The following is a 12165-nucleotide window of genomic DNA, read 5'->3' on the forward strand; positions in this document are numbered from 1 at the left end:
ATGACGCGGACGTTCTGGATCATTCTCGGGCTGATCGTGGTGGTCGTCGGCGGGTTCGCATCGATGGTGTCGTTCGGTGACGGCGGGGCAGGGAGCGTGCGGCGGATAACGTGGCGCAAGCCTGCACCGCCTGCCGAGGTCGCAGCCGGCCCGGTGACGAAGGGCAAGCTCGCCGTTCCGGTGGCTGGCGTTCCCCGCAAGGCGATCGCGGACAGCTGGAACGATTCGCGCGGCGGTGGCACGCGCGGCCATCACGGCACCGACATCATGGCGGCGGGCGGCACACCGGTGGTCGCCGCCGCACCGGGCCGGATCGAGAAGCTGTTCCAGAGCGGCCTCGGCGGCGTCACGCTCTACGTCCGCTCGCCGGATCGTCGCTGGACCTATTATTATGCGCATCTGGCCGGCTATGCAGCGGGTATCCGCGAGGGGCTGGCAGTGAAGGCCGGCGACACGCTGGGCTATGTCGGCGATACCGGTGATGCGGGGGCGGGCAATTACCACCTGCATTTCGGCCTGACGCGGATGCAGCCGGGCGACCGCTGGTACCAGGGCGAGAACGTGAACCCGTACCCGATGCTTGCCGGAACCGGGTCGTCCCGCTAAAGCCCGCCGCTTCGGGTTTCCGCAGGCCAGACCTCTGGGTCATGCTTCGCGGACGGCCCCTAGCTCTTTCCAGCAGGAATCGGTCATGAAGATCAACGCGGTCGAGATTCGTCCCGGCAACATCCTTGAATATGAGGGCGGCATCTGGCGCGCCGTCAAGATTCAGCACACCCAGCCCGGCAAGGGCGGTGCCTATATGCAGGTCGAGATGAAGAACCTCATCGACGGCCGCAAGAACAACACCCGCTTCCGCTCAGCCGAGAGCGTCGAGAAGGTGCGGCTCGACACGGTCGACTTCCAGTATCTGTTCCGCGACGGCGACGCGCTGACGTTCATGGACAAGGTCAATTACGAGCAGATCACGCTCGACGCCGATATCCTGGGCGACGCCGCGGCGTTCCTGCAGGACGGCATGGACGTGGTGATGGAGCTCTGGGAAGAGCGGCCGATCTCGGTCCAGCTGCCCGACACGATCGAGGCGCTGATCGTCGAGGCTGATGCCGTCGTGAAGGGCCAGACCGCGTCGTCGAGCTACAAGCCCGCGGTGCTCGAGAATGGCGTGCGCGTGATGGTGCCGCCGCATATCGGTGCGGGTACGCGGATCGTCGTCGACGTGTACGAGCAGACCTACGTCCGTCGCGCGGACTGAAGGCATCTCCCTCTCCCCACCGGGGAGAGGGGCGGGGTGAGGGGCGGCCCCAGAAGACACCGCCCGGAACAGCCCCTCTCCCAACCCTCTCCCAAGAGGGACGAGGGCTTAAGGTAAAAGATATGCCCAGCCATTCCGGCATCATGACCGTCATCGAGCGCGCTGCCCGCAAGGCCGCGCCGCGCCTGCGCCGCGACTTCAACGAGGTCCAGCAGCTGCAGGTCAGCCGCAAGGGGCCGGCCGACTTCGTCAGCCAGGCCGACCAGCGCGCCGAGCAGACGATCTTCGAAGAACTGTCGCACGCCCGTCCCGACTGGGGCATGTTGATGGAGGAGCGCGGCGAGGTTGCCGGCGATCCCAACAAGCCGCGCTTCATCGTCGATCCGCTCGATGGCACGTCGAACTTCCTCCACGGCATCCCGCATTTCTGCATCTCGATCGCAGTCGAGGAGCCGATGCCGAACGGCAAGCGCGAGGTTACCACCGCGCTCGTCTACCAGCCGCTGACCGATGAGAGCTTCTGGGCCGAGAAGGGCCGGGGCGCGTGGCTCACCGACCAGCGCCTTCGCGTGTCGTCGCGTCGCGACTTGTCCGAATCGCTGATCGCAACGGGCATCCCGTTCCTCGGTCACGGCGATTTCGCACAGTGGAGCCGAATCTTTGGCGCGGTTGCGCCCGAGGTTGCCGGCATTCGCCGCCTGGGTGCGGCCGCGCTCGATCTGGCTTGGCTCGCGGCGGGCCGTTTCGACGGCTTCTGGGAATCGAACCTGAAGCCTTGGGACGTCGCGGCCGGCATGTTGCTGGTGAAGGAAGCCGGCGGGTTCGTCACCGATTTCCGCGGCGGCGAGCGCTCGATGGAGCGCAACGAGTTCCTCGCGGCGAACGACGCCCTCCATTCGCGCCTCCACAAGCTGGTCGCCAACGCCCTCCGCTGACGCCCGCTGATCGTAACGGCGGTTTCAAGGCGAACTGACTTCCTCTTCCTCCGTCATCCTGACGAAAGTCAGGACCCAGAGTTCCAAACTTAACCCTGATGACCCTGGGTCCTGACTTTCGTCAGGATGACGGGGATTGGAGGATGGCTATCGATCCTCCCCCGCCGGGGGGAGGTGGCGCCGAAGGCGTCGGAGGGGGAGGGCACGGAACAGGCGTTTCCCTTTCCTCCCCCTCCGTCAGGCTAACGCCTGCCACCTCCCCCTGGCGGGGGAGGATCCGACGACTTCAATTCCGCCATTCCGGAGTCGTCCCGTCAGCCGCTGCCGCATACCGGGTAACGCAGGTTTCCCGCCGCGCTCTTACCCCTGTTGCGAGTTATTCTCACGGGCTGCCAGCCTTGCCCCGTGGGAGCCATCGGCCTAAAGGCTGCCCATCCGTTCGCATATGCGAGAAGCCATTTGGTCGACCTGTCGCACTATCTTCCGATCCTCCTGTTCCTCGGGGTCGCCATCTTGTTGTCGAGCACGTTCGTGTTCCTGCCGATGGCTGTCTCCAGGCTCACCGGATCGCACAAGCCTACGCCCGAGAAGCTCAGCGAATATGAGTGCGGCTTCCCCGCATTCGAGGATCCGCGTAGCCAGTTCGACGTACGGTTCTACCTGATCGCCATCCTCTTCATCATCTTCGATCTCGAGGCGGCGTTCCTGTTCCCCTGGGCCGTCTCGGTCTTCACGCTCGGCTGGACCGCGTGGATTTCGATGATGATCTTTATCGGCGAATTGGCCCTTGGCCTCGTCTACGCATGGAAGAAGGGAGCACTCGATTGGGAGTAGAGCTCACACCGCAGCCCGGTTTGTTGGCCCCCGCAGGCGGTGGCGCGATCGTGCCACCCGACCAGGGGTTTTTCGACGGCCTGAACGGTGAACTGACCGACAAGGGCTTTCTGGTCACGTCGACCGAGGAGCTGTTCCAGTGGGCGCGTACCGGCTCGCTGTGGTGGATGACGTTCGGGCTCGCCTGCTGCGCGGTCGAGATGATCCACGTGAACATGCCGCGCTACGATCTGGAGCGCTTCGGCGCCGCACCGCGCGCCTCGCCGCGCCAGTCGGACGTGATGATCGTCGCAGGCACGCTGTGCAACAAGATGGCCCCGGCGCTGCGGAAGGTCTACGACCAGATGTCGGAGCCGAAATACGTGATCTCGATGGGATCGTGCGCGAACGGCGGCGGCTATTATCATTATAGCTACAGCGTCGTGCGTGGCTGCGACCGGATCGTGCCCGTCGACATCTACGTCCCCGGGTGCCCGCCGACCGCGGAAGCGCTGCTGTACGGCATCATGCAGCTGCAGCGGAAGATCCGGCGGTCCGGGAGCATCGAACGGTGAGGGCGCCCGCACCAGCCTATGCGTCGAACGACGGCGTGATCGACGCGGCACGTGCTGCGCTCGGCGGCATGCTGCTCGACGCGGTCGACCATGTCGGCGAGGTCGCGCTGCACGTCCGTCGCGAGGACCTGTATGATGCGATGATCGCGCTGCGCGATACGCCGGGGCTTGCCTATCAGCAGCTCATGGAGATCGCCGGCGTCGACTATCCCGATCGCGCGGAGCGGTTTGAAGTCGTCTATTGCATGCTGTCGCTGACGCGGAACCACCGCCTGCGCGTGCATGTCGCGACCGACGAGGAAAAGCCGGTGCCGTCGGTGACCGACATCTGGCCGGTCGCGGGCTGGCTCGAGCGCGAAGTGTACGACATGTACGGCGTGCTGTTCAGCGGCAACCCGGACTTGCGCCGCATCCTGACCGATTACGGTTTCCGCGGCCATCCGCAGCGCAAGGACTTCCCGCTGACGGGGTATGTCGAGCTGCGCTATTCGGAAGAAGCCAAGCGCGTCGTGTACGAGCCCGTGCAGCTCGCACAGGATTTCCGCACGTTCGATTTCATGTCTCCGTGGGAGGGCGCGAACTACGTGCTCCCGGGCGACGAGAAGGGTGCGCTGCCGCAGGCCAAGGGTGCGCAGACGCCGCTCAGCGCCGACGCGATCGCCAAGGCTGGCGCCGCGCAGTCGCCGACCCAGGCGCCGAGCGAACCCAAGAGCACCGAGTCGACCGCACAGACGGGCATCGGCAAGTCGGAGTCCGACGCGACCCCGAAGCCGGCCAGCCCCGACGTGATCCCGACCAAGGGTGGAGGACAGAACCAGTGAGTCTCTACGTAGAGGAACTTCTGGGCGAGGCTGACGCGGCCGATCCGACGACCGGCGACGTCACGATCCAGAACTACACGATCAACTTCGGTCCGCAGCATCCCGCCGCGCACGGCGTGCTTCGCCTCGTCATGGAGCTCGACGGCGAGATCGTCGAGCGTGTCGATCCGCATGTCGGCCTGCTCCACCGCGGCACCGAGAAGCTGATCGAGTACAAGACGTACACGCAGGCTTTGCCGTATTTCGATCGCCTCGATTATTGCTCGCCGCTCTGCATGGAGCATAGCTGGGTGCTCGCGGTCGAGAAGCTGCTCGATCTCGAAGTCCCAGAGCGCGCGCAGTATCTCCGCGTGTTCTTCGCCGAGCTGACCCGCATCTCGAACCACATGCTGAACCTCGGGTCGCACGTTATGGACGTCGGCGCCATGACGCCGAACCTGTGGATGTTCGAGATCCGCGAGGATTGCATGAACTTCTTCGAGCGTGTCTCGGGCGCGCGCATGCACTCGAACTACTTCCGTCCGGGTGGCGTGCATCAGGATGCACCGCTCAAGCTGCTCGCCGATATCGGCGACTGGCTCGACACGCGCCTGCCGCGGCTGTTCGAGGATGCGATTTCGCTCGTCGCGGACAATCGCATCTTCAAGCAGCGCAACGTCGACATCGCGGTCGTCAGCCGTGACGATGCGATCAAATGGGGCTTCTCCGGCCCGATGATCCGCGGCTCGGGCATCGCCTGGGATCTGCGCAAGTCGCAGCCCTATGACGTCTATGCCAAGATGGACTTCGAGGTGCCGGTCGGCACGCGCGGCGATTGCTATGACCGGTTCATGGTACGCGTCGAGGAAGTGCGTCAGTCGGCGCGGATCATGAAGCAGTGTCTGCGCGACATGCCCGAGGGGCCGATCGCGTCGCTCGACCGCAAGGTCGTGCCGCCCAAGCGCGGTGAGATGAAGCAGTCGATGGAAGCGCTGATCCATCACTTCAAGCTGTATACCGAGGGCTTCCATGTGCCCGCCGGCGACGTCTATGTCGCGACCGAGAGCCCCAAGGGCGAGTTCGGTGTGTATCTGGTCGCCGACGGCAGCAACAAGCCGTACCGCTGCAAGATCCGCCCGACCGCGTTTTCGCATCTCCAGGCGATGGACTTCATGGCGAAGGGCCACATGCTGGCGGATACGACCGCGATCCTCGGCGCGATGGATATCGTTTTTGGTGAATGTGACCGCTGATGGCTGAAGCTCCGAAAATTCCCGACGAGGCAGAGACCCGCGCACGCTGGGGTTCGTTCGCCTGGACGGACGAGAACCAGGTGAAGGCGAACGAGATCCTCGGGCGCTATCCGAAGGGCCGCGAACAGTCAGCGTCGATTCCGTTCCTTGATCTGGCGCAGCGCCAGGTCGGCGCGGAAACGCAGACTCAGGGCTGGTTGCCCGTTCCGGTGATCGAGTTCGTCGCGCGCCAGATCGGCGTGCCGTACATGCGTGTGTATGAGGTCGTGACCTTCTACACGATGTTCAACCTGGCGCCGGTCGGCCGCTATCACGTGCAGGTTTGCGGCACGACGCCGTGCATGCTGCGCGGTTCGGACGACGTGCTGGCGGCGTGCAAGAACCGTGGCCTCGTCAAGGGCGGCACGACCCCCGACGGCATGTTCACGCTGACCGAGGTCGAGTGCCTGGGGACCTGCGCGAACGCGCCGATGGTGCAGATCAACGACGATAACTTCGAAGATCTTGATTACGACAAGACGACCGAGATCCTCGAGGCGCTCGCCAATGGTGGCACGCCGACGCCGGGGCCGCAGTTCGGCCGCCGTGCGAGCTGCCCCGAAGGCGGCCCGACCTCGCTCAAGGCGATGGTCGACGCGAACCACGATTACCGGGGGGAGTGGGCCTGATGCTCGCCGACAAGGACCGCATCTTCACCAATGTCTACGGTTTCCAGCCGTGGAATATCGACGCAGCGATCATGCGCGGCGATTGGGACAATACCAAGGACCTGATGGCGCTCGGCCAGGACGCGATCATCGACGTGATGAAGGCGAGCGGCTTGCGTGGCCGTGGCGGGGCAGGGTTCCCGACCGGCACGAAATGGTCGTTCATGCCCAAGGAGCCAAAGCCCGACCGGCCGAACTTCCTCGTCATCAATGCCGATGAATCGGAGCCGGGCAGCTGCAAGGATCGCGAGATCATCCGGCACGATCCGCACAAGCTGATCGAAGGCGCGCTGATCGCCGGGTTCGCGATGCGTGCGCGCGCCGCGTACATCTACATCCGCGGCGAATATATCCGCGAGGCCGAGACGCTGTTCGCAGCCGTTGCCGAGGCCTATGATCGCGGCTTCATCGGCAAGAATGCGTGCGGGTCGGGCTACGACTTCGACGTGTTCGTCCACCGGGGTGCGGGCGCCTATATCTGCGGCGAAGAGACCGCGATGCTCGAAAGCCTCGAGGGCAAGAAGGGCCAGCCGCGGTTGAAGCCTCCGTTCCCGGCGGGCGCCGGGCTCTATGGCTGCCCGACGACGGTCAACAACGTGGAGTCGATCGCGGTTGCGCCGACGATCTTGCGGCGTGGTGCGGCCTGGTTCTCGAGCTTCGGCGCGGAGAACAACCGCGGTACCAAGCTGTTCCAGATCAGCGGCCATGTGAACAAGCCCTGCGTCGTCGAGGAAGAGATGAGCATCTCGTTCCGCGACCTGATCGAGACGCATTGCGGTGGTATCCGTGGCGGCTGGGACAATCTGCTCGCGGTGATCCCGGGCGGCTCTTCGGTGCCGCTGGTGCCCGCCGCGCAGATCATGGACTGCGCGATGGATTTCGACGGTCTGAAGGCGGTTGGTTCGGGCCTCGGCACCGCGGCGATCATCGTCATGGACAAGTCGACCGACATCGTCCGCGCGATCAGCCGAATCTCGTACTTTTACAAGCATGAGAGCTGCGGCCAGTGCACGCCGTGCCGCGAAGGCACCGGCTGGATGTGGCGCGTGATGGAGCGGATGCGCACCGGCGACGCCGAGCTGTCCGAGATCGACATGCTCCAGCAGGTCACCAAGCAGGTCGAGGGTCACTCAATTTGTGCGCTCGGCGACGCCGCAGCCTGGCCGATCCAGGGCCTGATCAAGCATTTCCGCCCCGAGATGGAACGCCGTATCCGTGAACGTGGTGGCGACACCGCGCCGATGATGGAAGCCGCAGAGTAATGCCTACAGTCAAAGTCGATGGCGTAGAGATTGAGGTGCCGCAGGGTGCCACCGTGCTGCAGGCGTGCGAGCTTGCCGGCAAGGAGATCCCGCGTTTCTGTTATCATGAGCGCCTGAGCATCGCCGGCAATTGCCGGATGTGCCTGGTCGAGGTGAAGCCTGGTCCGCCCAAGCCGCAGGCGTCGTGCGCGTTGCCGGCGGCGGACAAGCAGGAGATCTTCACGAACTCGCCGATGGTCAAGAATGCCCGCGAGGGCATCATGGAATTCCTGCTGATCAACCATCCGCTCGATTGCCCGATCTGCGATCAGGGCGGCGAGTGCGATCTGCAGGACCAGTCGGTCGCCTATGGCCGCGGCCATTCGCGCTATGACGAGAACAAGCGCGCGGTCACCGAGAAGTATATGGGTCCGATCGTGAAGACGGTCATGACCCGGTGCATCCAGTGCACGCGCTGCATCCGCTTTGCCGAGGAAGTGTCCGGGGTCGAGGAGATCGGTGCGATCTTCCGCGGCGAGGATATGCAGATCACCTCGTATCTCGAGAATGCGGTCAAGAGCGAGCTGTCGGGCAATGTCGTCGATCTGTGCCCGGTCGGCGCGCTGACGTCGAAGCCCTACGCGTTCGAGGCGCGTCCGTGGGAGCTTCGCAAGACTCTGACGATCGACGTCATGGACGCGGTCGGCACCAACATCCGGCTCGACAGCCGTGGTCGCCAGGTGCTGCGCTGCGTGCCGCGGATCAACGAGGACGTGAACGAGGAGTGGGCGACCGACAAGACGCGCCACGCGATCGACGGTCTCGTGCGTCGTCGTCTCGACAAGCCCTATGTCCGCGTGAACGGCAAGCTGGTTCCGGCTACCTGGGACGAGGCCTTTGCGGCGATCAAGGCGGTGAACGCCGGGTCGAGCGTTGCTGCCGTTGCGGGCGATCTGGTCGACTGCGAGACGATGTACGCCGCCAAGGCGCTGCTCGCCAAGATGGGCTCGACGATGCTCGAGGGCCGCCAGACCGGCATGGCCTATGACGCATCGAGCATCGCTGCGGTCAATTTCAACACGACGATTGCCGGCACCGAGCGCGCCGACGCGGTCCTGCTGGTGGGCACCAACCTGCGCTGGGAAGCGCCGCTGGTGAACACGCGGGTGCGCAAGGCGATCAAGAAGGGCGCGAAGGTCTTTGCGATCGGGCCGGAAACGGACCTGACGTATAAGGTCGAGTGGCTCGGCGACGATCTGGCACTGCTTGGCAACCTGCCCGACGCAGTCGCCGAGGCATTCGCGAAAGCAGAACGTCCGATGGTGATCGTCGGTGGCGGCGCGCTGAAGGGCGGCCATGCGGCTGCGCTGAAGCTTGTCGATACGCTGGGTCTGATCAAGGCTGACTGGAACGGCTTCAACGTCGTTCATATGGCGGCGTCGCGGATGGGCGGGCTGATGCTCGGCTATGCGCAGACGGGCGGGATCGCCGACGTGATGGGGGCGAAGCTCGGCTTCTTCCTCGGCGCCGACGAGGTCGATTTCAGTCAGTTTGCGGGCTTCAAGGTGTTCGTGGGTCATCATGGCGACAAGGGCGCGGCGGCTGCCGACGTCATCCTGCCAGGCGTGACCTATGCCGAGAAGTCGGGAACGTGGGTGAACCTCGAGGGTCGCGTCCAGCGCGGCGAGCGCGCCGTGTTTGCTCCCGGGGATGCGCGCGACGACTGGTCGATCTTCCGCGCGCTGTCCGACACGCTCGGCCACACGCTGCCGTTCGACAGCTTCGAGGGGCTTCGCGAAGAGATGTTCGCCGCCGTTCCCGCGCTGCGTCATCAGGCGCTCGCGACGTTCGAATGGAACCCGCCGGCGCTCAGCGGCGCGGGTGAGGGGGTTCTTGCTGGATACCCGATCAAGGACTTCTACCTGACCAACGCGATCGGCCGTGCGTCGCCGACGATGCAGCGCTGTTCGGCAGAACTTCTCCACGGGGAAGACTTTGCGGAGGCGGCTGAATGATCTCCTGGTTCGAATCCTCGCTCGGTTACGACTGGGCGTTCTTCCTCGCGACGATCATCGACATCCTCGTGATCGCGCTGCCGCTGATGCTGGCGGTCGCGATGATCATCTATGCCGATCGCAAGATCTGGGCGGCGATGGCGCTGCGTCGCGGCCCCAACGTCGTCGGGCCGTTCGGCCTGCTGCAGAGCTTTGCCGACGGCCTGAAGGTGTTCCTTCAGGAGACGATCGTTCCGGCTGCCGCCAACCGGGCGCTGTTCCTTTTGGCACCGATCATCACCTTCACGGTCGCGCTGATCGTCTGGGCGGTAGTGCCGTTCGGCGTCGGCGTCGTGCTCGCGGACATCAATGTCGGCCTGCTCTACGTGCTCGCGGCGTCGTCGCTCGGGGTGTACGGGATCATCCTGTCGGGCTGGGCGTCGAACTCGAAATATCCGTTCTACTCGGCGCTTCGTGCAGCCGCGCAGATGGTGTCGTATGAAGTCGCGATCGGCTTCATCCTGATTTCGGTCGTGCTGTGGACCGGCAGCTTCAACCTTTCGGCGATCGTGCTCGCCCAGAAATCGCATGTCTGGATCTTCAACGGCTATATCCTCAATCCGCTGATGTTCCCGATGGCGGTGATGTTCTTCATCTCGTCGCTCGCGGAAACGCAGCGTGCGCCGTTCGATCTGACCGAGGCGGAGAGCGAGCTCGTCGCCGGGTACCAGACCGAATATTCGTCGATGTCGTTCGCGCTGTTCTGGCTCGGCGAATATGCCAACGTGCTGCTGATGTGCGCGCTGAATGCGACGCTGTTCTGGGGCGGGTGGCTGCCACCGGTCGACTGGGCGCCGCTCTACTACGTGCCGGGGATAATCTGGCTGTTCGCCAAGATCCTGTTCTTCTTCTTCCTGTTCAGCTGGGTGAAGGCGACCGTGCCGCGCTATCGCTACGATCAGCTGATGCGGCTCGGCTGGAAGGTCTTCCTGCCCGTGTCGTTGTTCTGGGTTTTCCTCGTGTCGGGCTATCTCATGCTGACGCGCGTTGGAGTGGGTTCATGAGCGTTGCTCAGATCATCAAGTCGTTCACCTTGTGGGAATTCGTGAAGGCGCATGCGCTGACGCTTCGCTATTTCTTCAAGGAGAAGGCGACGATCAACTATCCGTACGAGCGTAACCCTGTGTCCCCGCGGTTCCGCGGCGAGCATGCGTTGCGGCGTTATCCTAATGGCGAAGAGCGGTGCATTGCGTGCAAGCTGTGCGAGGCCGTGTGCCCTGCCCAGGCGATCACGATCGAGGCCGAGCCGCGCGACGACGGGTCGCGCCGCACGACGCGCTACGATATCGACATGACCAAGTGCATCTATTGCGGCCTCTGCGCCGAGGCGTGCCCGGTCGATGCGATCGTTGAGGGCCCGAACTACGAGTTCGCGACCGAAACGCGCGAAGAGCTGATCTACGACAAGTCGAAGCTGCTCGATAATGGCGACCGTTGGGAAAGCGCGATCGCGGCGAACCTTGCCGCCGATGCGCCGTACCGTTAAGCGAGCGCCGCGATGACACAGATCAACTCCGTCATCCCAGCGCAGGCTGGGATCTCGTGCCGCACGGGCGCACTCACCAACGTTAAGACCCCGGCGTTCGCTGGGGTGACGGGGAGGGTGATTGCGTGATCCAGGCCTTGGCTTTTTACCTCTTCGCCTTCGTCGTCGTCCTTTCGGGGGCGCTGACGATCGCGTCGCGCAATCCGGTTCACTCGGTGATGTGGCTGATCCTGGCGTTCTTCAACGCCGCGGGTCTGATGATCCTGGTGGGTGCCGAGTTCATCGCGATGCTGCTCGTCATCGTCTATGTCGGCGCGGTCGCGGTGCTGTTTTTGTTCGTCGTCATGATGCTCGACATCGATTTTGCCGAGATGCGTGCCGGCGTGGCGCGGTATTTCGGGATCGGTCTGGCGCTCGCAGTCGCCTTGGCGGCCGAGGTGATGATCGCGATCGGCGCTTGGAGCACGGGGCCTATCCAGCTGGCGCGGCGCGCGGCACCGATCGACGATACGGTGCCCAACATCCAGGCGATCGGAAACCTGCTCTACACGCGCTATCTGTTCGTATTCGAGGGCGCAGGTCTTGTGCTTCTCGTCGCGATGATCGGTGCGATCGTCCTGACCCACCGCCAGCGTGGCGGCGTCAAGGCGCAGAATGTAGCGCGCCAGAACGCCCGCCGTCCACAGGACGCCACGCGCAACACGAGCCCGGTCGTCGGGCAGGGAGTCGAACTGTGACGATCGGTCTCGTCCATTATCTGGTCGTCGCGGCGATCCTGTTCACCATGGGGGTGCTCGGCATCTTCCTGAACCGGAAGAATCTCATCGTCATCCTGATGGCAATCGAGCTGATCCTGCTGGCGGTGAACATCAATCTCGTCGCGTTCTCGGCGTTCCTCCACGATCTCGTCGGACAGGTGTTCGCGATGTTCGTGCTGACGGTCGCCGCGGGTGAGGCCGCGATCGGGCTCGCCATTCTCGTCATCTACTTCCGCGGTCGCGGCACCATCGCGGTCGACGACGTCAACCGGATGAAGGGGTAATACG

The 12165-nt window shown here is 64.2% G+C and carries 14 protein-coding genes; all 14 read left to right on the top strand.

All coding sequences use genetic code 11. The features are described from left to right. Positions 1-606, top strand: coding sequence for a M23 family metallopeptidase (locus tag ASE79_RS14705; protein ID WP_056418066.1), 606 nt, complete (start codon positions 1-3; stop codon positions 604-606). Positions 607-691: 85 nt separating this feature from the next. Then, positions 692-1255, top strand: a complete 564-nt coding sequence (efp, locus tag ASE79_RS14710) for an elongation factor P (RefSeq protein WP_056021388.1) — start codon at positions 692-694, stop codon at positions 1253-1255. Positions 1256-1377: 122 nt separating this feature from the next. Next, on the top strand, positions 1378-2190 hold the full coding sequence (locus ASE79_RS14715) for an inositol monophosphatase family protein (protein ID WP_056418069.1): 813 nt from the start codon (positions 1378-1380) through the stop codon (positions 2188-2190). A 459-nt stretch (positions 2191-2649) separates the two neighbouring features. Continuing rightward, positions 2650-3024 (top strand): NADH-quinone oxidoreductase subunit A, encoded by a 375-nt coding sequence (locus tag ASE79_RS14720; protein WP_056418071.1) that lies wholly within the window; start codon positions 2650-2652, stop codon positions 3022-3024. Next, positions 3015-3578, top strand: a complete 564-nt coding sequence (locus ASE79_RS14725; RefSeq protein WP_082445332.1) for a NuoB/complex I 20 kDa subunit family protein — start codon at positions 3015-3017, stop codon at positions 3576-3578. The genes ASE79_RS14720 and ASE79_RS14725 overlap by 10 nt, the downstream gene beginning before the upstream one ends. Continuing rightward, on the top strand, positions 3575-4399 hold the full coding sequence (locus ASE79_RS14730; RefSeq protein WP_056418077.1) for an NADH-quinone oxidoreductase subunit C: 825 nt from the start codon (positions 3575-3577) through the stop codon (positions 4397-4399). The genes ASE79_RS14725 and ASE79_RS14730 overlap by 4 nt, the downstream gene beginning before the upstream one ends. A gap of 20 nt (positions 4400-4419) precedes the next feature. Continuing rightward, complete coding sequence (locus tag ASE79_RS14735; protein WP_416354518.1) at positions 4420-5631, top strand: NADH-quinone oxidoreductase subunit D; 1212 nt, start codon at positions 4420-4422, stop codon at positions 5629-5631. Next, positions 5631-6299, top strand: a complete 669-nt coding sequence (locus ASE79_RS14740) for a complex I 24 kDa subunit family protein (RefSeq protein WP_055877907.1) — start codon at positions 5631-5633, stop codon at positions 6297-6299. Before ASE79_RS14735 ends, ASE79_RS14740 begins: the two co-directional genes overlap by 1 nt. Further along, on the top strand, positions 6299-7600 hold the full coding sequence (nuoF, locus tag ASE79_RS14745; RefSeq protein WP_056050371.1) for an NADH-quinone oxidoreductase subunit NuoF: 1302 nt from the start codon (positions 6299-6301) through the stop codon (positions 7598-7600). The genes ASE79_RS14740 and nuoF overlap by 1 nt, the downstream gene beginning before the upstream one ends. After that, positions 7600-9594, top strand: a complete 1995-nt coding sequence (gene nuoG / locus ASE79_RS14750; RefSeq protein WP_056418083.1) for an NADH-quinone oxidoreductase subunit NuoG — start codon at positions 7600-7602, stop codon at positions 9592-9594. Before nuoF ends, nuoG begins: the two co-directional genes overlap by 1 nt. Continuing rightward, positions 9591-10637 (top strand): NADH-quinone oxidoreductase subunit NuoH, encoded by a 1047-nt coding sequence (nuoH, locus tag ASE79_RS14755; protein WP_056418087.1) that lies wholly within the window; start codon positions 9591-9593, stop codon positions 10635-10637. Before nuoG ends, nuoH begins: the two co-directional genes overlap by 4 nt. After that, positions 10634-11119 carry an NADH-quinone oxidoreductase subunit NuoI gene (gene nuoI / locus ASE79_RS14760; protein WP_055877898.1) on the top strand — a complete coding sequence of 162 codons (486 nt, stop codon included), beginning with the start codon at positions 10634-10636 and terminating at the stop codon, positions 11117-11119. Before nuoH ends, nuoI begins: the two co-directional genes overlap by 4 nt. Positions 11120-11244: 125 nt before the next feature. Then, entirely contained in the window at positions 11245-11856 is a 612-nt protein-coding gene (locus ASE79_RS14765; RefSeq protein WP_056418090.1) for an NADH-quinone oxidoreductase subunit J, read from the top strand. Next, positions 11853-12161 (top strand): NADH-quinone oxidoreductase subunit NuoK, encoded by a 309-nt coding sequence (gene nuoK / locus ASE79_RS14770; RefSeq protein ID WP_082441002.1) that lies wholly within the window; start codon positions 11853-11855, stop codon positions 12159-12161. Before ASE79_RS14765 ends, nuoK begins: the two co-directional genes overlap by 4 nt. The last annotated feature ends 4 nt before the right edge of the window (positions 12162-12165 follow it).

The organism is Sphingomonas sp. Leaf28, from assembly GCF_001421685.1.
Lineage (GTDB): Bacteria > Pseudomonadota > Alphaproteobacteria > Sphingomonadales > Sphingomonadaceae > Sphingomonas > Sphingomonas aurantiaca.

Bases quoted from the DNA above. Each gene is read 5' to 3' on its own strand.
- ASE79_RS14705 (WP_056418066.1), top strand. From the start codon at position 1: ATGACGCGGACGTTCTGGATCATTCTCGGGCTGATCGTGGTGGTCGTC.
- efp (WP_056021388.1), top strand. From the start codon at position 692: ATGAAGATCAACGCGGTCGAGATTCGTCCCGGCAACATCCTTGAATAT.
- ASE79_RS14715 (WP_056418069.1), top strand. From the start codon at position 1,378: ATGCCCAGCCATTCCGGCATCATGACCGTCATCGAGCGCGCTGCCCGC.
- ASE79_RS14740 (WP_055877907.1), top strand. From the start codon at position 5,631: ATGGCTGAAGCTCCGAAAATTCCCGACGAGGCAGAGACCCGCGCACGC.
- nuoF (WP_056050371.1), top strand. From the start codon at position 6,299: ATGCTCGCCGACAAGGACCGCATCTTCACCAATGTCTACGGTTTCCAG.
- nuoG (WP_056418083.1), top strand. From the start codon at position 7,600: ATGCCTACAGTCAAAGTCGATGGCGTAGAGATTGAGGTGCCGCAGGGT.
- nuoH (WP_056418087.1), top strand. From the start codon at position 9,591: ATGATCTCCTGGTTCGAATCCTCGCTCGGTTACGACTGGGCGTTCTTC.
- nuoI (WP_055877898.1), top strand. From the start codon at position 10,634: ATGAGCGTTGCTCAGATCATCAAGTCGTTCACCTTGTGGGAATTCGTG.